The sequence below is a fragment of the Paratissierella segnis genome (assembly GCF_014385195.1).
Taxonomy (GTDB): Bacteria; Bacillota; Clostridia; order Tissierellales; family Tissierellaceae; genus Paratissierella; species Paratissierella segnis.
Genome location: NZ_JACRTG010000030.1, coordinates 87,895 through 113,913, shown reverse-complemented (window position 1 = coordinate 113,913; position 26,019 = coordinate 87,895). Strand labels below are relative to the sequence as shown.

Sequence of the window (26,019 nt, the reverse complement as noted above, 5' to 3'; positions counted from 1 at the left end):
ATATTATTATTGGTGGTGTTTTGATGAAGCATACAAACAAATTTAAGGATTACATAAATAAAATTTTCATCAACTATGCAATCTTATTGATTGGTTTAATTTTAATATTATTTATTGCATCCTTATATTTAAATTTCAGAAACACAGTTATAAGGGTTAACGATTTGTACAATGAAGGGTTAGCTAATTTTCTTGATAAGGAATTTGATAAACATAAGGAAAACTTATTGATTTTAGGGGACGATACTTTTATAAAGAGAGCTATCAATAATGAAGATTACTTAATGAATGCAAATATGCTGCTCTATAAATACTGCAATGAAAATAATGTAAGAGCAAATTTTGTTCTTGCAGATAAGGACTTTAACATAATAACAACTAATTTTTATAGTGTTGATTCAAATTTTTCAAAAATTGAAAAGTCTATTGAAAATTTATCTTATTATCTATTAAAAGATATCAATACAGTTGATATGACATTAGATATATTTGATTATAATGGCAGACCAAGACCACACTTGCTGTTTGGCAAGCCTATTGTAGAGGATAATAAAACGTTGGGTTATTTACTATTTTATATAAAGGAAGATGACTTAAAGAATTATGTGGGCTTGAAAGATGTGGATAGCATAGCTTTAACAGATAGATTCAACAATATATTTTATACCACAAATGAGTCATTAGCTGATAATATGGGGAAATTTAAATTGGAGAATGACGGTAAAAAATTTGTTTCCTTTAATAATAAAAGTTATTATATTAAAAAAAATAGTATTCAGAATGGCAATATCAATATAATCACTATGACATCTATAAGCAGGCATCAAGAATTTCTTAAAGTTGGCATATTTGCATCTTTAATCATCAGCATTTTGATTCTCATTCTTATTATGTGGCTATCCCCCGTGGTAGCTAAGCGGAGTCTTCATTCATTTGATTCCTTAATTTACGCTGTATCTCAAATGAAAGAAGGAAATATAGATTACAGAATTGAATCAAAGACATTTGATGAATTTCAAATAATATATGATGAATTTAATAGTATGACTTCTCAAATAGAAAACTTAATTAAACGAAATGAAGAGATTGCTGAAAGGAAAAGACTCACTGAAATCAAACATCTGGAAAGTCAGTTCAATCCTCATTTTTTATTTAATGTTTTAGAAATGCTAAAATATGAAATATTATTTGATCCAAAAAGGGCATCAGATATGGTTGTATCATTTGCTAATTTGATGAGATACAATATATACTATGGAAGTGTGGAAGTGCCATTGAAAACCGATATATCCTATCTTGAAGATTATTTGAAAATACAAAAAATGAGATTTAATTCAAGATTGGACTATAGCATTGAGGTTGATGATGCCTTGTTAGATAATATGGTTCCAAAGTTGATACTTCAGCCTATCGTTGAAAATAGTATAAAATATGGCATTGAAAATACAAATCATTTAGATATTGCTATTCGAATAGATAAATATGAAAATGATATTAGAGTTTTAATTATAGATAATGGCATAGGAATAGAAAAACATAAGTTAGAAGGAATAATTAATACTTTTCAAAATGAAAGTGCTGCACCAAATAGCATTGGTTTATATAATGTTCATAGGGTGATAAAATTGTTATATGGGGATGAATATGGCGTAGATATAGAAAGTGATAAAAATGGCACGAAAGTTAAAATACTGATACCGATAATAGGAGTTGTGAAGAATGTATAAGATTCTTGTAGTAGAAGATGAAGATATAATTCGCAAAGGTCTGGTATATATGGTGGATTGGACGAAACTAAATTGCATAGTGGCAGGAGAAGCTAGGGATGGAATAGAAGGTCTGAAGAAGATTAGAGAACTAAAACCTGATATAGTTATTACAGACATTAGGATGCCTTTTATGGATGGCATCCAAATGCTTGAAAAAAGCAGGAGTGAATTAGATTATGAAACTATTATAGTTTCAGGATATAGTGAATTTGAGTATGCAAAAAAGGCAATTACCTTTGGAGTAACTGATTACCTATTAAAGCCAATAGATTTCGAAGAATTGAATGACGCTATTAATAAAATAACCCGAAAATTAGGAGATAAGAAAAAAGCTAAGGCAAAAATACAGTCGCAAAATGAAATCAATTTATATGAGAAAGTTTTGAATATCAAGCATTATAATTCAGTTGGAAATAAATCCAAGCATGTTGAACAAATGATAGATTATATCGAGAATAATTATAATAATAAAATTTCTTTAAACGATTTATGTGATGAAATGGAACTTTCATCGGTATATTTAAATAACCTGTTCAAACATGAGACAAACTATACATTCAATGATTTCTTGAACAGATATAGAATTTTAATTTCAATACAGCTGTTGAAGGATGGCAAACTTATGATTTATGAGATCGCAGAGAATGTTGGATTTCAAGATTATAAATACTTTAGCATAGTGTTTAAAAAATATATTGGGGCATCGCCTACAGTTTTTTTGGAATCACTTTCATAAAATTATTGGATTTTATTAATTTAAAGCAGAAAGAGGGGACATTATGAATTACGATTTAATTGAAAGAGAAAATGCAGTTTTAATAAAAAATATGCTGGATTTTGATCCTAAGCATATATTTGAATGCGGGCAATGTTTTAGATGGCATCTTGAAGAAGATAACAGCTATACTGCCATAGCTTATGGAAAGGTAATCAATGTAAAAAAGGACGGATGCGATATAATATTTTCTAACACCGATATGAAAGATTTTCGAAATATATGGTACAGATACTTTGATTTGGATAGAGACTATGGGGAAATAAAAAGAGAGCTATCAAAAGATCCTATTCTCAAAGAAGCAATAAGTTTTGGACAAGGTATGAGGATATTAAATCAAGAGCCTTTTGAGACGACTATTTCTTTTATCATTTCCGCAAACAACCAAATACCTAGGATAAAGAAGGCGGTTGAACTTATATCAAATGATTTGGGAGACTATGCGGGTACATGGAATGGGAAAGATTATTTTGGATTTCCTGTGCCTGAAAAGCTAGCTAATTTGGATGCAAATTATATAAAAGATAAATATAGGGTAGGTTTTAGAGCAGAGAGGATTAAAGAAGTAAGCAGGCTTGTAGCAAATAAGGAATTTGATTTAAACTGTATATATAATTTATCAAGAGAAGAAGGGAAAAATCTATTGACAACATTGCCGGGAGTTGGACCAAAGGTAAGTGATTGCATACTGCTGTTTGCCTTTGATAAGAGCGATGCATTTCCGGTTGATGTTTGGGTAAAAAGGGTTATGGAATATTTTTATCTAAAAGAGGAAACCAATGTAAAACATATAGGTATGCACGGAGCCAGAATATTTGGTAAGCTTGCAGGCTTTGCTCAACAATATTTATTTTATTATGCAAGGGAATTAAACTTGGGAAAAGAGAAGAAACAGGTAATAGGTAATAGGTAAAAGATAAAAGATAAAAGATAAAAATATAGTGAATAGCTAACAGTGAATAGTGAACAACAAAAGGCAGTATAATAATTGCAAGAGTCATTCTAGAACAACGAAGTGAAGAATCCCATGTTAGTCACTGTTTTTTAATTGTGAACTGCTAATTGTGAATTGATACGGTTCATTGTATTTATTTTGTCATTGTTATGTAAACTAAATGTAACTATTTTCCACTTATTTTATTATATAATTAAAAAAACATTTATATGGATTAAGAGGGATATTATGAAATGGGAAAAATGTGTATTTTTAGGGGTTACACTTATATTTCTAATATTTCTCTTTTTTGTGTTTTCGTCTCATAGATTGATTTTAGATGAGAATATCGGAGACATAAATGGTGACGATGAAAATGAGTCGATTGTTTTAATGAAGCGAGCATTTAGAAAATATGGAGAAGAAATTATAATATATTCTAATGATGGGAAGGAAATATATAGGGAAGATTTTTCAGAATTAAAACCTTGGAAAGTGGCTGTGGGTGATGTAGATGGTGATGGGATTTGTGAAATATCAATAGGCGTTTATAAAGAGACTCTATTTCATCCCATAATGGCTAAGCGTCCTTTTGTATATAATTTTGTAGAAAATTCTCTTCACCCTAAGTGGAGGGGATCTAGGTTGTCAAGACCTTTTACAGATTACATATTTTATGATATTGACGGAGATAAAGTAGATGAGCTTATCTCAATTGAAATACTCGATAGTGGGGATAAAGTTATAAACACATATAAGTGGAAAGGCTTTGGATTTGAATCCTTTGTGCAAAGCAGCAATTATGAGGATATTTTCACTGCCCATGAAGAGGATGACCTTGTTCATATTGAATATAGTGATGCCGGGCATAGAGTTAAGGGAGTTTTAAATTATTGTGATGGTATATTAACCATAGAAAGGGTGGTAGGAGATGTTTAGTAAAAAGAAAGTTTTTTCATTTATTTCTTTAGTACTTGTTTTAGCATTAAGTTTTGTTGGCTGTGCAAATTCAGCCGTAAAGGACAATGTAGAGGAGACATCTTATGAACTTGAGAAATTTGAACCGCAAAATGTTGATGTTCCTTACAATCCTGTAAATTTCACTGCAAAGGTGAAGCCATATAAGGTGAGTGAGGATTTGTCTAACATAAAAAATGCGGATAAATTTGGAGAATTTTCCGCAGAACAGCTGGATTTAATCCTTAAGAACAATTTTGTAGTTAACCCAACCAAGGAAGAGCAGCTTTTCTATATATATGAGAAAAATGAATATTTAGAGATTCCCTCATTTATTACGACTGATTCTGTACTGCATACTTACCATATTTTTTATGACTATTATCTAAGGACTTTAGAAAATGAAAAGCTTTTAGGAATTTTGGTAGAGTTAACCGATAAAATGCTAAAAACTTCAATTGATGTCTACAATGATATCAGCGATGAAGAGGTAAAGTCAGCACAACTAAAAAATATTGCTTTCTTTGCCACCGCACAACTCTGTCTAAATAAGTCTCTGACTGATGATTTTCCCAAAGAAGCTCTTGAAATGGCAAATAAGGAATTCGATTTAATAAATGCTCATGAAGGCTTTGCTCAGTCAGCAATATTCCCATATGAACTTGATTATAGTCAGTATGTACCAAGGGGGCATTATACAAGAAGTGAGGATTTGGGCCTTTATTTTAAGGCTATGATGTGGTATGGGCAAGCACCTTTTGCACTATATACAGAAAAAGGCGGGATAAAAGAGAGAAATGTGGAGCAAACACTTCAGGCACTTTTAATTACCTTTACCATGTATAGCAACAAGGAATTTTTCGATAAATGGCAAAATATATATGAACCCACAAACTTCTTTGTTGGAAATGCAGATGATTTAGGTATTTATGAATATGGAGAATTGCTATTTAAGATATATGGGAAAAATCCGGATCTTAATAAATTCAATGACAAAGAAAAATTGGATAAATTTTATGAGGAAGCGGACAAATTACCGGAACCGAAGATTCAGGCTAAATATACTTCTGTAAGCACTCCAAGCGGAAAGCAGTTTAGGTTTATGGGTCAAAGATATGTACTGGATGCAGATATAGTTCAACAACTGGTTGAACCTATATCAAGACCAATACCTTCCGGACTTGATGTTATGGGAGTTCTTGGTTCTAAAAAAGCAGAAGAAATACAGCTTGAAAAGGAGGAAAATAAATACTGGGATAAGTATCCGGAAGTTTTTAATTCTCTAAGAGATAGATTTTCTAAAGCCACGGACAATGAATGGATGTCAAATATATATAATGGATGGATATGGACATTAAAGGGATTATTAGAGCCTTTCGGCGATGGTTATCCTTCATTTATGACCAATGAGGCATGGGAGCTTAAAGATTTGAATACAGCCCTTGGCAGCTGGTCAGAATTGAAGCACGATACAATCCTTTATGGAAAGCAAAGCGGTGCAGAAAAAGGCGGCGGCGGGTATTTCGTTGTTGGATATGTAGAGCCCAATATAGAAGTTTACGAAAAGCTTTTGTGGCTAACTGAATTTTCAAGGGAGAACTTAAATATAAGGAACCTAAGCATTGAAAGCATAGATGAGAAAATGATAAAATTTGAAGATTTACTTGAGTTCCTTATCAATTGCTCAGTAAAACAACTAAATAATGAACAATTGAGTGAAGAAGAATATAATAAAATCGGATATTATGGTGCTATTCTTGAAGACCTTATGAATTCATTTGTAGAAGGAGATGCTAGGTGGTTTGAGATAACCTCAGAAACGGATAAAAATATGGCAGTAATTGCGGATTTCCATACCGTAGCACCAAATATATATGACAAAAGCGGATATATGGAAGCAGGAGTAGGTCCTGCCTATGAAATATATGTTGTGGTTCCAATTGCAGGCGAATTGTATCTTACAAGGGGTGCTGTCTTTAGTTATCATGAATTTATTTCGGAGGAAAGATTGACAGATGAAGCTTGGCAGGAAATGATCAACAAAGATAACAAACCCCCTATGCCGGAATGGACTAATTCCTTTATTAAGGAAGGAAAAGGAGAAATACCATGGCCATACTAATGTCAATTCACAGTTCACATTTTACAATAGGAGAGCAAAACCATCATAATAACAATACTGAAGCATGTGAATTGTGAGTTTGATTGATTTATAGTATTGAAAAATTTAATTGGGAAACAATAAACATTGGTGGGTTTTACGAAAAATTTGATCCTAATTTTATTTTTCAAATAGCTTTTTTGATATTTTTATAAAACAGGCTGATAAGTTAAGTAAATTAAAGAAAAAAATAGATAAATAGAGATTTTTATATAAAATAGTGGATTATATGGGAATATTAAGAAAATATGAAGCTTGATAAGAAATTCATTTTTTATTAATATAATAGGTAGTTGTTAGCACTCGTTATTAGTGAGTGCTAACAAAATATGATGAAGATTTTATAATTTAAGGAGGTATACAATGAACTTAAAACCATTAGGAGACAGATTAGTCATTAAAAAAGTTGAGGTAGAAGAGAAAACAAAAAGTGGTATTGTTTTACCAAGTACGGCGAAGGAACAACCATCAATGGCTGAAGTTTTAGCTATTGGAAGTGAAATAACCGATGATGAAAAGAAAAAGGATACTATTAAAGTAGGCGACAAGGTTATATTTTCTAAGTATGCAGGAACAGAAATTAAGGTTGATAATGAAGAGTTAACAATCTTAAAATTAAGCGATATTTTGGCGGTAGTAGAATAAGACGATTCAAATCAATTCACAAATCACAATGCAGAATGCACAATTGTGAAAGCAGTAAATTAGGGACTTACAAAAATACCCGATAGTACGACTCGAATAATTGTGAATTGTTAACTGTAAATGTGAATTGAAAATTAAATTTACTTAGTAAATTCCAAAGGAGTGTGTATATAATGGCAAAAGAAGTAAAGTTTGGTGAGAACGCTCGTCGTTCAATGGAAAAAGGTATAAACCAATTAGCTGATACGGTTAAAGTAACATTAGGACCTAAAGGAAGAAACATTGTTCTTGATAAAAAATTTGGCGCACCATTGATTACAAATGATGGCGTTACAATAGCTAGGGAAATTGAACTAGAAGATAAGTATGAAAATATGGGTGCTCAATTATTAAAAGAAGTTGCAACAAAAACTAATGATGTAGCAGGTGATGGTACTACAACAGCTACCTTATTGGCTCAAGCAATCATAAGGGAAGGCCTTAAAAACGTAGCTGCTGGTGCAAATCCGATGATTATTCAAAAAGGTATCAAGAGAGCAGTAGATACAGCTGTAGATCAAATCAAACATTTTTCAGTAAAAGTTGAAACAAAAGAATCCATAGCTCAAGTTGCATCAATTTCTGCAGGAGACGAAGAAATTGGTAAACTGATAGCCGATGCTATGGAAAAGGTTGGTAACGATGGTGTAATAACTGTAGAAGAATCAAAATCCATGGGGACTACATTAGATGTTGTAGAGGGTATGCAATTTGACAGAGGATATGTTTCAGCTTACATGGTAACCGATACTGAAAAGATGTTAGCAGAATACGATAATCCATATATTTTAATTACAGATAAGAAGATATCCAACATACAGGAAATCCTGCCTATACTTGAACAAATAGTACAAATGGGCAAACCTCTTGTTATTATAGCTGAAGACATTGAAGGGGAAGCTATGGCTACCTTGGTGTTGAATAAACTAAGAGGAACCTTCAACTGTGTAGCTGTCAAGGCTCCTGGTTTTGGTGACAGAAGAAAAGAAATGTTACAAGATATTGCTATTTTAACAGGTGGAACTGTAATATCAGAAGAATTGGGATATGACTTGAAAGAAGCTAAAATTGAAATGTTAGGTAGAGCAGCAAAGGTTAAAATAGATAAAGAAAACACTGTTATAGTTAATGGTGAGGGAGATTCATCAGAGATTCAAAACAGAATTAAACAAATAAGAGCTCAACTTGAAAATACTGAATCAGAATTTGATGCAGAAAAATTACAAGAAAGATTAGCAAAATTGGCAGGGGGAGTAGCTGTTATTCAAGTTGGTGCTGCTACAGAAACAGAATTAAAAGAAAGAAAATTAAGAATTGAAGATGCTTTATCAGCAACTCGTGCTGCAGTTGAAGAAGGTATGGTACCGGGTGGTGGAACTGTACTAATAGATGTAATTCCTGCCGTTTCCAAATTATTAGATTCAGCTCATGGTGACGAAAAAACTGGAATCAATATTATTGTAAGAGCATTAGAAGAACCCGTAAGACAAATCTCAGCAAACGCAGGACTAGAAGGCTCTGTTATAGTAGAAAAGGTTAAATCAGAAGAAGCAGGAATAGGATTTGATGCGCTATCTGAATCTTATGTAAATATGATTCAAGCTGGTATTTCCGATCCAACTAAAGTAACTCGTTCAGCATTGCAAAATGCAGCTTCAGTTGCAGCAATGGTATTGACAACAGAAGGTGCTGTAGCAGATATAGAAAGTGAAGAACCAATGCCACCTATGAATGGAGGCGGAATGGGCGGAATGGGTATGATGTAATAAAGCCCAAGATTAATTTATTTTAAATAGATTCTATTTTTTAAAAGGCTTGACAAAATTTTAAGTAAAATTTTGTTAGGCCTTTTTAGGTTTGATAAACAAATTGAATTATATTATCTATTGGCTTTTATCAAACATTTTATTATGGTAATATATACATATAAGCAAGGTAAGGTGAGAGAATGAATCTGAAAGAATATGTTGAAAGAAGAATAAAAATTACATTAAATGATGGACAGATACTTATAGGTAATTGTATTGGATATACTAACGCCATAGAAAATGACCCAGAGAAAGATAGTATCGATGTAAAGGTAAATAAATATATATATGAAATATATATCGATGAAATAAATAGTATAGAGAAAATTTAACGGAGGTGTTAATATGTCAGTTCTTGTTTGCGGTGGGGCAGGATATATAGGGTCACATTGTGTTTACAAGCTGATAGAGTTGGGACAAAAAGTGGTAGTAGTAGACAATCTTCAGACGGGTAATAGTAAAGCTATCCACAAGGATGCAATATTTTACAAGGGAGATATAAGAGATTTAGATTTTTTAAATAAGGTGTTCACGGAGCAGGAGATTGATTCGGTAATTCACTTTGCTGCAAATTCATTGGTGGGTATAAGCATGAGTGAACCACTTAGTTACTTTGACAACAATGTATACGGTACCGAAATGTTACTCAGAGCAATGTCTCAAAATGACATAAAAAAAATTGTATTTTCATCAACTGCGGCGGTCTATGGGGAGCCAAAATCCGTTCCGATATTGGAGACGGATGAAACGAATCCAACAAATCCGTACGGAGAGACAAAACTGGCGATGGAAAAGATGATGAAATGGGTAGATATAGCTCATGGGATTAAATTTGTATCTTTAAGATATTTCAATGTGGCGGGAGCCCATGAAAGCGGGTATATTGGCGAGGCTCACAGTCCGGAAACTCATTTGATACCATTAGTCTTGGAAGTTCCATTGGGTAAAAGAGAAAAGGTTCTAATCTTTGGAGATGATTATGAAACAAAAGATGGAACTTGTATTAGGGACTATATTCATGTAATGGATCTAATAGAGGCACATTTATTGGCATTGGAGTATTTGGAGAAAGGAAATAAAAGCGATATATTCAATTTAGGCAATGGAATGGGCTTTTCAGTTAAGGAAATCATCCATGCATCTGAAAGAGTAACAGGGCAAAAAATTAAAAACGAGATTGCTCCAAGAAGATTAGGAGATCCGGCAATATTGGTGGCATCCTCGGAAAAAGCTAAAAATATTTTAAGTTGGAGACCAAAGTATACCGATATAAATGATATAATTTCTTCTGCATGGAAGTTTCATAAAACACATGAGAATGGGTTTAATTAGTGGTGATAATATGATAGATATAAACGAAGAGATAAGAAATCTGGTTGAATTTGCAATACTAAAAGGTTTGATTGAAATAAGGGACAGGACATATGGGATCAATAGGCTGTTGGATGCTTTGGAGCTGGATTCCTATAATGAGCCCAAGGATAAATTTAAGGGAAATTTAGAAGTAGGAGATATATTGGGAAATATAAGACTATGGGCAGTTGAGAACGATAGAGTGGAAGATGACAGCAACGATTTATTGGATTTATATGATACAAAGATTATTTCTCAGCTTATTAAAATGCCTTCCCAAATAGAAGATGAATTTTGGAAGAACTACAGAATATCTCCACAGAAAGCTACGGATTATTACTATAATCTTGCTAAGAATTCAAACTATATAAGGCAAAAGAGAATTGCGAAGGACATAAAATGGAAATATAAAACAGAATATGGAATATTGGATATAACTATAAATTTGTCTAAACCTGAAAAGGATCCCAGAGCCATAGCAAGAGCTAAAGAACTAAAGTTTTCAAACTACCCAATGTGTCTATTATGCAAAGAAAATGAAGGCTATGCCGGTAGGCTCAATCATCCGGCTAGGGGCAATCATAGGGTAATTGGAGTTAGATTGGCTGGGGAACAGTGGTATTTACAGTATTCACCATATGTCTATTATAATGAGCATAGCATAGTATTTAAAGAAACCCATGAGCCTATGAAAATAACGAAAATGACGTTCAGAAGACTATTGGAATTTGTCAGCATATTTCCTCATTATTTTATTGGCTCCAATGCTGATTTACCTATAGTTGGGGGATCTATCCTCAGTCATGATCACTTTCAAAGCGGTAATTATACATTTCCAATGGCAGAAGCAAAGGAAGAAAATAAAATAGACTTGAAAAATGGCATAAAGGCATGTACGATACAATGGCCAATGAGTGCAATTCGCCTCAAAGGGAAATCAATAGAAGAACTAACTGACACAGCCTATGATATATTTTTAAGATGGAAGGATTATGATGATGAGAAAGTGGACATACTATCCCATTCAAATGGGGAAGAACATAACACCATAACCCCCATATGCAGATTTAGAGATGAGTTTTATGAGTTGGATTTGGTTTTAAGAAACAATAGAACCACCGGAGATAGACCATATGGGATATTTCATCCCAGAGAAGAATATCACCATATTAAGAAGGAAAATATTGGTCTAATAGAGGTTATGGGTCTTGCTGTACTTCCATCTAGGCTTAAGACTGAGATGGAATTATTAAAAACTTATCTTTTAAATGACGATATAGAAGGGATAAAAAATAATATAGATTTGAATAAGCATTATACTTGGGTATTAAGTATCTTGGACAAACATAAAATATCTGAAGAAAATTTGGACGAAATATTGAATAAGGAAATTGGTGAAGTGTTTTTAAATGTTCTAAAGGATGCAGGAGTATTTAAAGAAACGAATATAGGGAAAAAGGCATTTAATAAATGTAGACTTGCATTATTGGCAAATTGATTATAAGCTCAAAAGGAGAATTGAATGATAGAAATAAACGACTTAAAGGACATAGCTATATTAGTTGATTTTGATGGTACAATCACAACTGAAGATACAAATGATGTTTTGGAAAACAAATATGCAAGTGAGAAGGTAAAAGAATTAGGGAAATTATATGATCGTGGGGAAATAGATCTAATAAATCTTTTTAATAGTTTATTCAGTGAAATAAAATTAACTGAGGAAGAATATATTGATTTCATTGTAAACGGATTTCAGTTAACAGATGGCTTTATAGACTTCTATAACAATGTAAAATCCCATAATATAGAATTTGCTATAGTAAGCGGTGGATTTGACAATGGCATAAAATCTATTTTAAATAAGTATGGAATAGAAGATGCTACAATCCTAGCGAATCATTTAAAATTTAATGGCCGTGATATCACTATACAATTTCATGATGGTGATGATTTAAATTGTTGCGAATATGGTCCTTGCGGCAATTGTAAATTAAGGCATTACAGAAGATATAAAGATAAATATAAGAAAGTTATATTCATAGGAGACGGAAATACGGACAAGAAGGTCGCAAATATTGCAGATGTGGTATTTGCTAAGGATTCTCTTTTAAAATATTGCATCTCGAATGGAATCGAGCATATACCTTGGAAGGACTTCAATGATATAAATAAAAGAATATTTGAAGTGAAAAGTTAAGGACTATTAATGAAGAAGAGGGACATTTGTTATTATGACATATTGTAAATAATAGTCAATATATAGGAGGGGTTTTTAATGTTAATTAAAAATGTGAAATTGATTACACCTTATGAAGTAATGACTGGACACGCAGTAATAATAAAGAAAGGCAAAATTGTTGATATTTTGCCCCAAGAATCAGTTATTTCTGATGAATATGATGAAATAATAGATGGAAAGGGATATTTTTTGGCTCCTGGTTTTGTTGATATTCACAATCATGGGAATTCAGGATTTGATATAATGGACGCAACGGATGATGCGCTTAATCATATAGGGGCGTTTCATTTGAAAAATGGAGTCACTTCCTATTTAGGGACAGTGATTACATCATCATATGAAAATATTATAAAAGCAATAGACAATGTGGCGAATTATAAAAATGGCAAGGATGTATCTCAAATTTTAGGTATCCACCTTGAAGGACCATTCTTTGCAGTAGAGAAAAAGGGAGCACAACCTGAAATATACATTAAAAAGCCGGATATGGAAGCTATGAAGAAAATCCTTGAAGCCTCAAAGGGAAAATTGAAAATGGTATCAATTGCGCCAGAAACAGAAGGGGCATTGGATGTAATCTCCTATCTTAAAGAAAATGAAGTTAGCGTATCAATGGCACATACTACTGCTACTTATGATGAAGCAAGAAAAGGTGTAGACCATGGGATTACTGTTGCTACCCATATATATAATGGAATGAGGACATTTTCTCATAGAGAGCCCGGAGTCGTAGGCTTATCTTTGGTAGATGATAGGGTTTATTGTGAAATGATTTATGATAGGATACATTTACATGACGGAGCTGTGAAAATTGTTCTTAAGATTAAAGGACCGGATAAAACAATTTTGATTTCGGATGCGATGAGAGCGGCAGGACTTAAAGATGGCGATTATGAATTGGGCGGTCAAAAGGTAATAGTCAAGGGTGGCGCAGCACGGCTTGAAAATGGAAGTTTGGCAGGGTCAACACTTAATTTGCATGATGCAGTATATAATCTGGTGAATTATTTGGATGTACCAATTCATGAGGCAGTAAGAATGGCAAGCTTAACACCTGCAAAGGCAATCAAAGTAGATAAAAACAAAGGCAGCATTGAAGTTGGAAAGGATGCGGATTTAATACTTATTGATAAGGATATAAATATTTTAGAAACTATAATTGCCGGAAAGGCAATAAGATAAGATGTATTAATAAGTTTTGTATACCAATAATATGGAGGGCTGTAAGTGATTGAGATTATCACTTACAGCCCTTTTAATATCCTAATTTTCCTTTTTTAAGTCACAACTCAAGTTTTGTAATTGAAATTGTAATTTGTGAATTACAATGCAGTAGTTTTTAATATACTTAACGTTATAATTATTGTAATAAAATTTTAATTGAGTTTTAATCTACAGCATGTAATATATAAATATTAGCAAATACAAAAAGAGGGGAAAATAAAAATGGCACAAGAAAAGAGAATTTATATTTTATTGTCCCATAGCGGGTCGCTTTTTTCAAAAGCAATAAACATCTATACAAAAGCTCCCTATACTCATGTCTCAATAGCATTTGATAAAAATCTAAATGAACTATATAGTTTTGGAAGGCTAAAACCTGATAATCCAATCTTTGGAGGGTTTGTACATGAAGATATAGAAAATGGAACATTTGCTAGATTCCCAAACACAAGATGTGCTCTATATAGTTTAAAGGTTAACAAAAGGCAATATAGAAAATTAAAAAAAGAACTATATAAATTTAAAAGGGAATCATATAAATATGGTTACAATTTTCTTGGAGTATTGACAGCAATGTTTAATTATCCAATGAAAAGAAAATATAATTATTTTTGTTCTCAATTTGTATGTGAAATTTTACTAAATAGCGGGATACATATAGTAAATAAACCACCAGGACTTACATCTCCAATGGATATAAAACAATATGAAGGGTTGGAATTAATCTATGAAGGATACTTAAGCACCTATAGTTGCGAAAGTGATGAAGGCTATTCAATTGAATTAAATTAATAACAAATAAAGGGGACTTAAAAAAAGTTCTCTTTTTTTGCAGTATTTTATTTATCCTTTACGTTATAATTAATATAGGAGAGGAGGGGAGGCATGGATAGAGAAAGTCTTTTAATTAAGAGAACATGTGGTGGCGATGAAGAGGCATTTTCTGAAATCATAGACATATATAAAAATTATATTTTTGCTATTATTTTAAATTTCATAAAGGATTATGACGAAGCGGAAAATGTTGCACAAGAAGTTTTTTATCAAATTTATGTCTCCCTAAATCAATTTGATAATATAAATTTTAAAGCATGGATAAGTCGCATTGCAACAAATAAGTCAATTGACTGGATAAGGAAGAAAAAAAGTAGATTCAGAGAAGAAATTCTTGAAAATTCAGAAGGTGTCATTGATATTGTGGGCTCTTCCGAAAGAGAAAATCCCGAAATACTTCTTGTAGAGAAAGAAAACAAAGAGGTATTAAATAAAGCTTTGAATAGTATTCCGGAAATCTATAGGGAAGCAATCGAAAAGTTCTATTTCAAAGAGATGACTTATGAAGAAATAGCCAAAGAGGAAGATGTAACAGTAAAAACTATAGCATCAAGATTATATAGAGGTAAAAATCTACTGAGGGAGAAATGGAGGGAAGAAAATGAAGCATTATGATTTTGTGGAATGGCTGTTATATAAAAATAATGCACTGCCTGAGGATATGCATGATGAAATGCAGGAACATCTGTCAAATTGTGATATTTGCATGGATATATTTTTGTCCCTTATAGATGAAAAGGAGATTTTAGCTGCGGAAGATATAATCCAAAAAGATTTTAATGATAAGGTAATAAACAAGATTTCCGAAAATAAAATCAAAGTATTAAAATCTAAAGATAATAAGAGGGCTTTTAATTATCAATTCGGATACTATGTTGCAGTGGCGGCTGTTACGATAATTCTTACATTCAGTGGAGCTTACACAAATCTGGTAGATTCGGTCCCTAAGATTACCAAGTCAATGGAAATATCGGAAGTACAGAGACCGAATGTAATAGTAAATTTTTCTGAAAAGATAGTAAATAGTACTTCTGCGTTTTTAGGTAGCATAGAGAATATTGAAAGAAATAAGGAGGGAAAATAATGAGAGATAAAAGTAAATTTATAGCATTTATGTTGTCGGTAATACCCGGATTATCTCATTTTTATATAGGACTTAAGGAAAGAGCCATTATATTTTTTATGGTGACATTAGGGGCATTGTTAGGGTGTGTCGGTTTAGCAGGTCTTACGAGCAGCGAAGGATTTATTGTTCTATTTATTGTTATATACCTTGTAATTTGGTTAATAGCATTGATAGATGTATTTTCGGCTTGGAAAAAGCTGGAGTTAAGAGAACTGTATAATGGTGAGGCGACGGATATGAACAACACCGTAATAGATAAAAAATTCAATAAAAAAACTGTAACATTAGCATTATCAATTATTCCGGGAGCAGGTCATATGTATTTGGGACAGATGGAAAAGGGACTTATAATTATGGGTGCATTTTTCTTTTCCGTATTCTTTATGGGCTGGCTGGGAATCAGTCTTTTGTTGTTTTTATTGCCGCTAATATGGTTTTATAGTTTCTTTGATGCCATGCATACTGTTGATGGGAATACGGAAGATGTTGATTACAAAGAGATAAACCTCCCGGCAATTAAGCCTGAATGGGTTGGTTTTTCTCTTATAGGTATAGGTGTGGTTATTATACTGGAGAGGATACTCTATCCTTTGATTAATTGGGAGATAAGACGTTATGTACAGACATCGGTTGTGTCCTTAGTGTTTATCATTTTGGGGATATTCATACTAAAGAAGAATAAACATGTAGGTATAGAAGAATCCGATATAAAGGAGGATGAAGATAATGAAGAATAAAAGAGTAGGTACAATATCTATGGCTATTGTATTGATTGCCCTTGGAGTTTTGATATTTTATTCTCAGATAAATAAGGTCTCAACCTTGAACATTGCATTAAAACTTTGGCCATTGATACTTATATTGTTGGGATTAGAGATACTTTATTATAGATTTATATATAAGGAAGATGTAATAGTAAAATATGATGTATGGAGTATTTTTATAGTATTTGCAATATTAATTGCCAATTTAGGAATATTTGCAATGACTGAAACCGGATTATTGTCTAAAATCCGTGTCTATGCTGTAACGGATGACTATCATTTTGATATGGATATAAATGAATATACTGTCGGAGAAAATATTAAAAAGATAATTTTAGATGAATCTACAGACAAGTTATCCATAAGAGCCGTTGACAACAACATCATCACTGGTTCTGCTAAAGTTGATATAAGTGCAACCAGCAAAGAAGAAGCACTTAAATATAGGGACGAGGAATTATTTCAATTTAAAGAAGTAGGAGATACTATATATGTTTCACTAAAAGAAAATAGGAGCAATCCAACAGGATATTTGCGGCCTTATGATATAAGCTTAAATTTGCCAAAGGATATTGATGTGGAGCTAAGAAATTGTTATAGTATAGATTTAGTATATGATAATTTTAGAAACAATTTCATTTTGGACAATATTAGCCGCATAGATATGAGGTTGAATTCAGAAAATGATATAAAGGTAAAAGCATATGTTGAATCAGAGGATTTCTTAAGAGGAAATGTAGATTGGAAGTTTGACGAATACGGCGAATATATAAATGGCGAAGGTAGCAAGCTAATCAATATATTGAACTCAGATGATATTACAGTTGATATAATATAATTTGATTATAGTTTTAAATGATGATCTAATGTAAATACTGCAACGGGAGATAATTTCTAATTAACTCCCGTTGCTTTTTATGACCGTGTATTCTGGTGCACGCCTAGGGGGCAGATTATAATTTGACACTTTTAGATTTATATACTAAAATTTCATTATGATTATTGTTAAATTATAGGGTATTATAAGTATGACAAGTGAAAAGACCATCAGGGAAGTATAAAAGACATCAATGAACTTACATTATAAAAATTTACTTAGAATTAGACTAATATTTTTTGGAGGAAAAAAGTTGCCTGACAAAATAACTATTGATAAAATAGAAGAGAATCTAAGATTTTTTAAAAAGATGTATGATGTTGTAAGAATTGTGGATCCTATTTTCAAACAAGTTGTTGAATATAGTGATTCATTATTAGATCCAACGGATGATGTTTGCTATGAATATTGGGTAGATGGTAAAATCTGTAATAACTGTATCTCTATACGTGCTCACAATGAGAATAGAACTTTTATGAAATTAGAGCAAACAGAGAATGCGACCATGTTGGTTACAGCTATACCAATAGAGGATGCTAAAACACCTATCATAGTAGAATTGCTAAAAAACGCTACAGATACTATGTTAATAGGTGAAGGCAATTATAATGAAGGACTTAAAATTAAAGCAATAGTTAATGGGTTAAATCAAAAAATTGTAGAGGATTCATTAACTTCTTTATATAATAGAAGATTTATCAATGAACGGCTGCCAGCAGATATAGTAAAAGCAACAATTGAAGATTGGCCATTGACAATTATGTTTATTGATATTGATAATTTAAAGGATATCAATGACGAATATGGACATTCTATAGGTGACTACGCATTAAAAGAAGTAGGAAATGCCATAAAAAGTTGTATACGTAGCGGAATGGATTGGGCTGCTAGATATGGAGGAGACGAATTTGTAATTTGTCTTAACAATGCAAATTATAAAGAAGTAGAAATGGTTGCTGACAGAATTCGTGATAGCATCAACAAAATAACAGTACCAGCAGGTGATGAACTGATTCATTTAACCGTCTCAATTGGTACTCACACAATGAAAGATTCAAAATTAACTGCAGAAGAATTAATACGTGAGGCGGATAGAAAAATGTATGAAGCTAAAAAAGCAAGTAAAACAGGTCTTTAATATAAATTTAATAAAAAACAGGGGATAATTTGAAATTATTCCCTGTTTTTGTTTTCGAAACATGTTGTTGAGCTCATGCTTTATATTTTTCTTGACTTATAGGTTTAATTTTGTTACATTAAAAGGAAAAGTTTCTACTAAACCATATATAATGTTACTTTTCCTCGAAATTCATAAACGTTAAGTTATATCGACATAATAATACTATATAATGGTTTGTAAATAATAAAAATCGAAGGAGGAATAGTTTTGGAATTTGTAGGCGACGGTTTAACCTTTGATGATGTGCTTTTACTACCCGGTAAATCCGAAGTTTTACCAAGGGAAACAAATACACAAATAAACTTAACAAAAAACATCAAACTTAATATCCCTATGATGAGTGCTGGTATGGATACAGTAACGGAATCAAGAATGGCAATAGCAGTGGCAAGAGAAGGTGGTGTAGGGATTATACACAAAAATATGCCCATTCAAGAGCAAGCTCTTGAGGTTGATAAGGTAAAAAGATCGGAACACGGAATTATAACTGATCCATTCTATCTATCACCTGAAAATGCTGTATCTGATGCATTGGAATTGATGGAAAGATATAGGATATCAGGAGTACCTATAACGGATGAAAATGGTAAACTGGTGGGGATTATTACAAATAGAGATATTAGATTTGAAAAGGAAGTCACAAAAAAGATAGATGAAGTGATGACTAAAGAAAATCTAATAACTGCAACAAATGATATTTCTATGGACGATGCCTTGGAAACAATGAAAAAATATAAAATAGAAAAACTTCCGTTAGTTGACGAAAACTTTCATTTATCAGGGCTAATAACTATTAAGGATATTGAAAAGTCAATCCAATATCCTCATTCCGCTAAGGATAGCAATGGACGATTACTTGCAGGTGCTGCTGTTGGGGTTACAGCAGATATGATGGATAGGGTAGCTGCATTGGTAAAATCTAAGGTTGATGTAATAGTAGTTGATACAGCTCATGGACATTCAAAAGGGGTATTAGAAGCTGTAAAGAGGATTAAAATCGAATATCCAAAATTGAATTTAATTGCAGGAAATGTTGCTACTGCTGAAGCTACAGTAGATTTAATAAAGGCCGGTGCTGATGCAGTTAAAGTAGGTATAGGTCCTGGCTCCATATGTACAACAAGGGTAGTAACCGGTATAGGAGTTCCTCAAATTACCGCTATTGTAAATTGTGCTAAGGCGGCGAAAGAATACGATATTCCTGTAATCGCAGATGGCGGAATAAAATATTCCGGGGATATTACAAAAGCCATAGCTGCCGGTGCAAATGTAGTTATGATTGGGTCATTATTTGCGGGAACAGATGAAAGCCCGGGAGAAGAAGTATTGTATGAAGGAAGAAAATATAAGGAATATAGAGGCATGGGCTCAATGGGAGCAATGGATGCCGGAAGCAAGGACAGATATTTCCAAGAAGGACAAAAGAAATATGTACCTGAAGGAGTAGAAGGAAGAGTACATTATAGGGGACCATTAGGTGAAGTTGTTTATCAATTGATGGGCGGACTTAAATCAGGTATGGGTTATGTAGGAGCTAAAAATATCTTGGACTTGCAAAACAAGGCAAGATTTATAAGGATAACCTCGGCTTCATTAATCGAAAATCATCCACATGATATCCAAATTACTAAAGAAGCGCCAAATTATTCACGAGGATAGGGGGAGGATTATGCAAGATTTTATCGATAGATCAATAGAAGAAATCAGAAATAAAGTAGGAAATAAACAAGCTCTTTGTGCATTGTCAGGCGGAGTGGATTCATCCGTGGCTGCGGTATTGGTGCATAGGGCTATAGGCAATAATCTTACTTGTGTATTTGTAGATCATGGATTACTTAGGAAATATGAAAAAGAACAGGTCGAGAGAGTATTTAGAGATGAATTCAATATGAACTTGATAGTCGTTGATGCAGCGGAGCGATTTCTTGGTAAATTAAAGGGTGTAATTGATCCAGAACACAAGCGAAAAATTATAGGTGAAGAATTTATAAGAGTCTTTGAAGAGGAACAGAAGAAACTTGAAGGTATTGAATTTTTAGTTCAAGGTACAATCTATCCGGATGTAATAGAGAGCGTGAAAGATGGGAAATTAGCAGTTAAGTCTCATCACAATGTAGGCGGATTACCTGCTGATGTAAATTTTGAACTTATAGAACCATTAAGGGAATTATACAAAGACCAAGTTAGAGAAGTTGGCAAAGCATTGGGAATTTCAGAGGATATTGTAGGCAGGCAGCCATTTCCCGGACCCGGGCTTGGTGTAAGATGTTTAGGTGAGATTACAAAAGAAAAATTGGATATCTTAAGGGATGCTGATTTTATTTTTAGAGATGAGATCAAAAAAGCAGGATTAGATAAAGAAATTTGGCAATACTTTGCAGTACTACCAAATATTCAATCTGTGGGAGTTATAGATGGAGAAAGAACTTATTGTCATACTATTGGATTAAGAGCAATAACTACCAAAGATGCTATGACAGCAAAATGGTATCCAATACCATTGGAGTTATTAGACAAAATATCTACTAGGATTACAGATGAAGTATCACAGGTAAATAGAGTAGTATATGACATAACCAATAAACCTCCTGCTACCATCGAGTGGGAATAATTCATATGCAATCTTAAATGAGTAAATTAGAGGATTTGACAAACCCTAAAAATTCTGTGCTTCTAATTTGCTTCTAAAAAGGTAATTATTTAAGGAATAAGTTGATTTTTGAAAGTATAATGCCCCAAATCCGTTCATGGAAATAGGGGCATTTTTATATAATATTATTTATTTTCAGTTAATTCTTGATATATTTTCATTAGTTTAGTCACACATTTTGACTTTGTCATTAATTATAATTGGAGGAAATCAAATGAGACAAAACGAATGGATAACATGAAAAGCTTAGTCGATTTTAGTATAGTGTGGTATACTAAGTATGCATATTCTGCGTACTTGATTTTTAGATTTATTTTAATGATTGCCGAGACCTCCCCAAAGGTTTCTATTTGAAAAAGGAGGAGAGAATATGGAAAAGATAACAATAGAAACTCTTCAAAATATGCACCCGCATGATCTATCGGAGCTGTTTCTAAAGTGGGATGCGGATGAGCGACATTACTGGATGTCACTCTTATCAACCCAACAATTATCTGAAATGTTCAGTTATCTTGAACCGGAGATAGCTGTTGAATTTATTCGTGAATTAGACCATACCCTTCAAGCACAACTGATTGACTTAATGGAACCCGATGATGCTCGGGATCTTTTGTTTAAAATGGATGATCAAGAAAAACAAGAGATTTTAAAAGAACTGGAATCGCAAGACAAAATTAGTCAACTCTTAAGCTATGACGAAGATGAGTCTGGGGCTCATATGACCACCGACTTTATTAGCTTAACACCCGAAATGGACGTTAAGACGGCCACCAAACAAGTCATCACACAAGCCAATGATGTGGAAACAATTAGTCGCTTGTTTGTTGTAGATCATGCAGGGCATTTTTTAGGTACTGTCACCCTTAAAAGATTAATTAAAACAAAATCACCCCAATTGATACAAGCAATTATGGAAGACTATCCTCATGTCTTAGATACCGAACCAATAGAAGAAACGATTCATAAAATGAGAGATTACTCGGCTTTTGAAATGCCCGTCTGTAATCAATCTAAGCTTTTATTAGGTATGATCATGATGGATGATGCCTTAGATACTTATCATAAGGAGGCTACTGAAGACTACGAAAAATTATCAGCCCTGCCAGAAGCTGAACAAGAGGAACACTTTTCAAGGGCTGCCTTTAGGCGGTTACCATGGTTATTGATCTTATTAGTCTTATCCATTCCAATTGCTTATATTACCACTTTGTTTGAGGAAGTCTTAGTTGCCGTAGCAGTGTTGGCATTCTTTCAGCCCTTGATTTTAGATGCTGCTGGTGATGTAGCCACTCAAACCTTGGCCGTGACCTTAAGAATATTAACTAAGAACCCTAAAGATGCCCTTAAAAACGGTGGTAAAGAAATTTTAACCGGATTTTTAACTGGCTTCATTATGGGAGTTTCAGCTTTTGTGATTGCTTATTTTCTAGCCAAACAAATGAATTCAGCACAACCTTTAGCCCTGGCTATTGTGGTAGGATTGTCATTGTGGGTTACTGTTATTATAGCCCCTGTATTAGGGGTATTAATTCCCGTGAGTATCGACAAATTAGGTTTTGACCCGGCTGTTGCTTCAGGCCCCTTTATTACCACCCTCGCTGACTTAATCAGCTTGTTAGTGTTTTTTGGGTTAGCGACCGCATTGTTAGGAGGGCTGTAAAATGGATTGTAAAGAATTAGAACTGTTAGCAAAAGGCCATCCGCTAGATATTGCGCGTATGGTCGAAAATGCTGATGCTGACCGACAATTTGAAATGTTGAATCAACTCCCGGTTGACCGATTGAATGATGTATTTATCGAATTAAGTGATGAACTAGCCTTAAGCTACATTCACTCGCTCTCAGTAGATAGGAAAAAAGAATTATTAGATGCTCTGGAAATGGATGAAATTCGTAATTTATTGGATGATGTCGATACAGCGGAAGTCCAAGAAATTCTCTCCTTATTAGATACGGCTAAACGACAAAAAATGATTCGCATGCTAGCTTATGATGAAGATGTGGCGGCTTCAATAATGAATACTGACTTTATTGTCATTCAAGAAAAGACAAGTATTACAGATGCTACCAGAAATTTAGTGAAAAATGTGAAAGATAGTGATTTTATCGATGAAATCTTTGTTATTGACAGTCATCAAAATTATGTCGGTTCCATTGAATTAAAGAACTTAATATCAGCTCGTAAAGGCGATAAGCTTGATAAGATTATTGAACGTAACCAAGCCGTTATTTATGAACATGATTCAATTCATACAGCGATTAAAAAACTAAGAGATTATGACTATACCGTCATGCCAGTGGTGAATGAACAACATCACCTGATTGGGATTATTACTGCGGATGATATCTTAGATACCATGATTGAAGAATATGAAGAAGATGTTGAACGTTTTGTCGCTGTTGGGGACTATGAGGAAGATTCCTCGGCTTTTGTGAGAACTAAACAAAGACTCCCATGGCTTTTAGCTTCAATCGTCTTGAACCTTGTTATTGCCGGATTTCTATCTTTCTTTCAAGATACTATTGAACAAATCACTGCCCTTATTTTATTTCAACCAATGATCTTGGGAATGGCAGGTAATATTGGCACACAAGCCATTTCGGTGACGATACTGGGATTACACCAATATAAGTTAAGCGGCAAAGATGACGTTAAACTTCATATTCGCGATGAAATAATGATTGGTATACTTAACAGTTTATTAATTGGTTTCTTTGGCTTCATTATTGCCTTTGTTTTCCTATCATTTGTTACCATGGGCGATCAAAATCCGCTTCAATTAGCTTTTGTAGTTGGAAGTTCCTTAGCCGGAGGGATGTTTATCTCCGCTATTTGTGGTGTCTTTATTCCAATTTTTCTTGATAAAATGAATATTGATCCGGCGGTAGCCTCAGGCCCTATTATTAGTACGATCAATGATTTGTTCGCCTTACTCATTTATTTTGCGATTGCGACTGCAATGTTGCTATAATCAAAAAACAGATGGCAGTTGAGTTGGCTGAAAGGGTCCAGCCACTCGATAAGATGGATTTAAAAAACATGGCGGGAACCAGCTTTATATAAAATTTAAATATAATTGTTTAAAATAAGTTTTTTTTATTCATAGCTCTATTTTAGCACCTATTATTTTGATATGTGAATCACTATGGAAATTATCAGATTATTTGAAAAAGCATCTAAAACCATGCGGGAAATCGAAAGGCTTCGGTGGCATAAAGTTAATGATAGTACAGGTTGTAATGACACAGTGTGAATTATGGGCTGATAATACGATGTCGGAAATCAATATTGTGAATTTCCCTAGAAGTGTGATATATGATGTGCGACCTGAAAAAACAATGATGGTAGCACAGGATACGAGTGAATATAATACTGATAAGGAGTAAAAGCATAATTTTTTAAAAATGTTGACAAGCAAACCTATTAGTGTTATCATAAAACAAATCAAAACTTCATAAAAATCCTCATCCTTTGGGTGAGGTAGAGGCGCGATTTCTATTAGTAGTTATAGTGAGGCCGGAAGCCGTTGAATTATAGCAAAAGGAGCCATCGCCGAAGTAGCAGATACCAAAATCTGCTGCTGGGACTATATTTAAAAGGTATAGGACTGTCATCATAGTATTAGCTCGGTACTTTGATGTTGTGCTATCTCACAATGAGCAAGAAAGGAGAGGATTGTCTTAGCTTTGCTATATGCATATAAGCACCTGACGATTCTGTTGGGTGTATTTATTTTGTCTAAAAAGTTTTGATATTATATTAGAAATTTACTCTAAGGGAGATTTTATAATGAAAAGAAGATTATCTTTTATTTTAGTATTAATAATATTAGCAAGTACATTGCTTGCAGCTTGTTCTTCACAACCAAAGTCGGAGGTGCTGACATCATCGGATACACCGTCATCTTCAGGGAAGGATACATTTGTAATAGGTCTTGAAGCAGGTTATGCACCATTTAACTGGACTCAAATGGATGATTCAAATGGTGCCGTTGCGATGAAAGATAGCGCTGAATTTGCCGGAGGATATGACGTAGAAATAGCTAAAAAAATTGCTGAAGGTTTAGGCAAAGAATTAGTAATAGTAAAAACAGAATGGGATGGACTGCTACCTGCATTGACATCAGGTGTGATAGATGCAATAATTGCCGGAATGTCACCTACAGCAGAACGAGCAGAGTCTATTGACTTTACCGATAATTATTATAAGTCCGATTTAGTTATGGTAGTAAAAAAAGGCGGAGCATATGAAAATGCAACTTCACTTAAAGACTTTAAGGGAGCAAAAATTACAGCGCAATTAAATACATTCCATTACTCGGTAATTGATCAAATAGAAGGGGTAAAAAAGGAAACTGCAATGGATAATTTCCCTGCAATGAGAGTTGCTTTGGAAACAGGGATAATTGATGGGTATGTGTCTGAAAAACCGGAAGCCATAAGCGCATCATCTGCAAACCCAAACTTTGCATTTGTAGAATTTGAATACGGCTTTGAAACCTCAGATGATGATACAGCTATAGCAGTAGGATTACAAAAAGGCAGTGAATTGGTCGAAAAGATAAATGAAGTGTTAAGTGGAATTTCTGAACAAGAGCGACAAAGTATTATGGATGCAGCAATTAAAAACCAACCTGCTGCTCAATAATTAATTGAGACTGACTATTTTTATATAGTCAGT

At 33.3% G+C, this 26,019-nt stretch carries 24 protein-coding genes and 1 riboswitch; all 24 genes read left to right on the top strand.

Annotated elements, in window-relative coordinates; all coding sequences use genetic code 11:
* Positions 1 to 23: 23 nt before the first annotated feature.
* The 24 genes from H8707_RS13060 to H8707_RS12945 all read left to right on the top strand — a co-directional run bounded on the left by H8707_RS13060 (position 24) and on the right by H8707_RS12945 (position 25,986).
* Entirely contained in the window at positions 24 to 1,727 is a 1,704-nt protein-coding gene (locus H8707_RS13060; RefSeq protein WP_262430586.1) for a sensor histidine kinase, read from the top strand.
* The gene (locus H8707_RS13055; protein ID WP_262430585.1) at positions 1,720 to 2,505 is read left to right on the top strand and encodes a response regulator transcription factor; all 786 of its coding nucleotides are present in this window, start codon (positions 1,720 to 1,722) and stop codon (positions 2,503 to 2,505) included. Before H8707_RS13060 ends, H8707_RS13055 begins: the two co-directional genes overlap by 8 nt.
* A 43-nt stretch (positions 2,506 to 2,548) precedes the next feature.
* On the top strand, positions 2,549 to 3,457 hold the full coding sequence (locus H8707_RS13050) for a DNA-3-methyladenine glycosylase family protein (protein WP_262430584.1): 909 nt from the start codon (positions 2,549 to 2,551) through the stop codon (positions 3,455 to 3,457).
* Between the two features lie 270 nt (positions 3,458 to 3,727).
* A complete protein-coding gene (locus H8707_RS13045; RefSeq protein ID WP_262430583.1) occupies positions 3,728 to 4,417 on the top strand; it encodes a hypothetical protein in 690 nt (229 codons plus the stop codon).
* A complete protein-coding gene (locus tag H8707_RS13040; RefSeq protein WP_262430582.1) occupies positions 4,410 to 6,557 on the top strand; it encodes a DUF3160 domain-containing protein in 2,148 nt (715 codons plus the stop codon). Before H8707_RS13045 ends, H8707_RS13040 begins: the two co-directional genes overlap by 8 nt.
* Before the next feature lie 402 nt (positions 6,558 to 6,959).
* Complete coding sequence (locus tag H8707_RS13035) at positions 6,960 to 7,241, top strand: co-chaperone GroES (protein ID WP_262430581.1); 282 nt, start codon at positions 6,960 to 6,962, stop codon at positions 7,239 to 7,241.
* A 173-nt stretch (positions 7,242 to 7,414) separates the two neighbouring features.
* Positions 7,415 to 9,046 (top strand): chaperonin GroEL, encoded by a 1,632-nt coding sequence (groL, locus tag H8707_RS13030; protein WP_262430580.1) that lies wholly within the window; start codon positions 7,415 to 7,417, stop codon positions 9,044 to 9,046.
* Between the two features lie 182 nt (positions 9,047 to 9,228).
* The gene (locus tag H8707_RS13025) at positions 9,229 to 9,420 is read left to right on the top strand and encodes a hypothetical protein (protein WP_262430579.1); all 192 of its coding nucleotides are present in this window, start codon (positions 9,229 to 9,231) and stop codon (positions 9,418 to 9,420) included.
* Positions 9,421 to 9,433: 13 nt separating this feature from the next.
* Positions 9,434 to 10,420, top strand: a complete 987-nt coding sequence (galE, locus tag H8707_RS13020; RefSeq protein WP_262430578.1) for a UDP-glucose 4-epimerase GalE — start codon at positions 9,434 to 9,436, stop codon at positions 10,418 to 10,420.
* Positions 10,407 to 11,939 carry a UDP-glucose--hexose-1-phosphate uridylyltransferase gene (locus H8707_RS13015; protein ID WP_262430577.1) on the top strand — a complete coding sequence of 511 codons (1,533 nt, stop codon included), beginning with the start codon at positions 10,407 to 10,409 and terminating at the stop codon, positions 11,937 to 11,939. Before galE ends, H8707_RS13015 begins: the two co-directional genes overlap by 14 nt.
* 24 nt (positions 11,940 to 11,963) lie before the next feature.
* Positions 11,964 to 12,641: an MtnX-like HAD-IB family phosphatase gene (locus H8707_RS13010; RefSeq protein ID WP_262430576.1), complete on the top strand. Its 678-nt coding sequence runs from the start codon at positions 11,964 to 11,966 to the stop codon at positions 12,639 to 12,641.
* A 78-nt stretch (positions 12,642 to 12,719) separates the two neighbouring features.
* Entirely contained in the window at positions 12,720 to 13,865 is a 1,146-nt protein-coding gene (gene nagA, locus H8707_RS13005) for an N-acetylglucosamine-6-phosphate deacetylase (RefSeq protein ID WP_262430575.1), read from the top strand.
* A 264-nt stretch (positions 13,866 to 14,129) separates the two neighbouring features.
* Positions 14,130 to 14,699, top strand: coding sequence for a hypothetical protein (locus tag H8707_RS13000; protein ID WP_262430574.1), 570 nt, complete (start codon positions 14,130 to 14,132; stop codon positions 14,697 to 14,699).
* 93 nt (positions 14,700 to 14,792) lie between these two features.
* Positions 14,793 to 15,356 carry an RNA polymerase sigma factor gene (locus tag H8707_RS12995; RefSeq protein ID WP_262430573.1) on the top strand — a complete coding sequence of 188 codons (564 nt, stop codon included), beginning with the start codon at positions 14,793 to 14,795 and terminating at the stop codon, positions 15,354 to 15,356.
* On the top strand, positions 15,343 to 15,825 hold the full coding sequence (locus tag H8707_RS12990; RefSeq protein WP_262430572.1) for a hypothetical protein: 483 nt from the start codon (positions 15,343 to 15,345) through the stop codon (positions 15,823 to 15,825). The genes H8707_RS12995 and H8707_RS12990 overlap by 14 nt, the downstream gene beginning before the upstream one ends.
* Positions 15,825 to 16,604, top strand: coding sequence for a hypothetical protein (locus H8707_RS12985; RefSeq protein WP_262430571.1), 780 nt, complete (start codon positions 15,825 to 15,827; stop codon positions 16,602 to 16,604). Before H8707_RS12990 ends, H8707_RS12985 begins: the two co-directional genes overlap by 1 nt.
* Complete coding sequence (locus H8707_RS12980; RefSeq protein WP_262430570.1) at positions 16,594 to 17,469, top strand: LiaF transmembrane domain-containing protein; 876 nt, start codon at positions 16,594 to 16,596, stop codon at positions 17,467 to 17,469. Before H8707_RS12985 ends, H8707_RS12980 begins: the two co-directional genes overlap by 11 nt.
* A 292-nt stretch (positions 17,470 to 17,761) precedes the next feature.
* Positions 17,762 to 18,646 carry a GGDEF domain-containing protein gene (locus H8707_RS12975; protein ID WP_262430569.1) on the top strand — a complete coding sequence of 295 codons (885 nt, stop codon included), beginning with the start codon at positions 17,762 to 17,764 and terminating at the stop codon, positions 18,644 to 18,646.
* Between the two features lie 249 nt (positions 18,647 to 18,895).
* On the top strand, positions 18,896 to 20,347 hold the full coding sequence (gene guaB, locus H8707_RS12970; protein WP_262430568.1) for an IMP dehydrogenase: 1,452 nt from the start codon (positions 18,896 to 18,898) through the stop codon (positions 20,345 to 20,347).
* Between the two features lie 10 nt (positions 20,348 to 20,357).
* A complete protein-coding gene (gene guaA, locus H8707_RS12965) occupies positions 20,358 to 21,299 on the top strand; it encodes a glutamine-hydrolyzing GMP synthase (protein ID WP_449406488.1) in 942 nt (313 codons plus the stop codon).
* A 409-nt stretch (positions 21,300 to 21,708) separates the two neighbouring features.
* Complete coding sequence (gene mgtE, locus H8707_RS12960; protein ID WP_262430567.1) at positions 21,709 to 22,998, top strand: magnesium transporter; 1,290 nt, start codon at positions 21,709 to 21,711, stop codon at positions 22,996 to 22,998.
* A gap of 1 nt (position 22,999) precedes the next feature.
* On the top strand, positions 23,000 to 24,310 hold the full coding sequence (gene mgtE / locus H8707_RS12955; RefSeq protein ID WP_262430566.1) for a magnesium transporter: 1,311 nt from the start codon (positions 23,000 to 23,002) through the stop codon (positions 24,308 to 24,310).
* 193 nt (positions 24,311 to 24,503) lie between these two features.
* Entirely contained in the window at positions 24,504 to 24,725 is a 222-nt protein-coding gene (locus H8707_RS12950) for a hypothetical protein (RefSeq protein WP_262430565.1), read from the top strand.
* Between the two features lie 87 nt (positions 24,726 to 24,812).
* Positions 24,813 to 24,995: riboswitch (Lysine riboswitch) on the top strand.
* 133 nt (positions 24,996 to 25,128) lie between these two features.
* Positions 25,129 to 25,986 carry a transporter substrate-binding domain-containing protein gene (locus H8707_RS12945; RefSeq protein WP_262430564.1) on the top strand — a complete coding sequence of 286 codons (858 nt, stop codon included), beginning with the start codon at positions 25,129 to 25,131 and terminating at the stop codon, positions 25,984 to 25,986.
* The last annotated feature ends 33 nt before the right edge of the window (positions 25,987 to 26,019 follow it).

Bases quoted from the DNA above. Each gene is read 5' to 3' on its own strand.
- H8707_RS12985 (WP_262430571.1), top strand. From the start codon at position 15,825: ATGAGAGATAAAAGTAAATTTATAGCATTTATGTTGTCGGTAATACCC.
- H8707_RS12980 (WP_262430570.1), top strand. From the start codon at position 16,594: ATGAAGAATAAAAGAGTAGGTACAATATCTATGGCTATTGTATTGATT.
- H8707_RS13015 (WP_262430577.1), top strand. From the start codon at position 10,407: ATGGGTTTAATTAGTGGTGATAATATGATAGATATAAACGAAGAGATA.
- H8707_RS13035 (WP_262430581.1), top strand. From the start codon at position 6,960: ATGAACTTAAAACCATTAGGAGACAGATTAGTCATTAAAAAAGTTGAG.
- H8707_RS13055 (WP_262430585.1), top strand. From the start codon at position 1,720: ATGTATAAGATTCTTGTAGTAGAAGATGAAGATATAATTCGCAAAGGT.
- H8707_RS12995 (WP_262430573.1), top strand. From the start codon at position 14,793: ATGGATAGAGAAAGTCTTTTAATTAAGAGAACATGTGGTGGCGATGAA.
- H8707_RS13045 (WP_262430583.1), top strand. From the start codon at position 3,728: ATGAAATGGGAAAAATGTGTATTTTTAGGGGTTACACTTATATTTCTA.
- mgtE (WP_262430566.1), top strand. From the start codon at position 23,000: ATGGATTGTAAAGAATTAGAACTGTTAGCAAAAGGCCATCCGCTAGAT.
- H8707_RS13025 (WP_262430579.1), top strand. From the start codon at position 9,229: ATGAATCTGAAAGAATATGTTGAAAGAAGAATAAAAATTACATTAAAT.
- guaA (WP_449406488.1), top strand. From the start codon at position 20,358: ATGCAAGATTTTATCGATAGATCAATAGAAGAAATCAGAAATAAAGTA.
- H8707_RS13060 (WP_262430586.1), top strand. From the start codon at position 24: ATGAAGCATACAAACAAATTTAAGGATTACATAAATAAAATTTTCATC.
- galE (WP_262430578.1), top strand. From the start codon at position 9,434: ATGTCAGTTCTTGTTTGCGGTGGGGCAGGATATATAGGGTCACATTGT.
- H8707_RS12990 (WP_262430572.1), top strand. From the start codon at position 15,343: ATGAAGCATTATGATTTTGTGGAATGGCTGTTATATAAAAATAATGCA.
- H8707_RS12945 (WP_262430564.1), top strand. From the start codon at position 25,129: ATGAAAAGAAGATTATCTTTTATTTTAGTATTAATAATATTAGCAAGT.
- nagA (WP_262430575.1), top strand. From the start codon at position 12,720: ATGTTAATTAAAAATGTGAAATTGATTACACCTTATGAAGTAATGACT.
- H8707_RS13010 (WP_262430576.1), top strand. From the start codon at position 11,964: ATGATAGAAATAAACGACTTAAAGGACATAGCTATATTAGTTGATTTT.
- mgtE (WP_262430567.1), top strand. From the start codon at position 21,709: ATGGAAAAGATAACAATAGAAACTCTTCAAAATATGCACCCGCATGAT.
- groL (WP_262430580.1), top strand. From the start codon at position 7,415: ATGGCAAAAGAAGTAAAGTTTGGTGAGAACGCTCGTCGTTCAATGGAA.
- H8707_RS13050 (WP_262430584.1), top strand. From the start codon at position 2,549: ATGAATTACGATTTAATTGAAAGAGAAAATGCAGTTTTAATAAAAAAT.
- H8707_RS13000 (WP_262430574.1), top strand. From the start codon at position 14,130: ATGGCACAAGAAAAGAGAATTTATATTTTATTGTCCCATAGCGGGTCG.
- H8707_RS13040 (WP_262430582.1), top strand. From the start codon at position 4,410: ATGTTTAGTAAAAAGAAAGTTTTTTCATTTATTTCTTTAGTACTTGTT.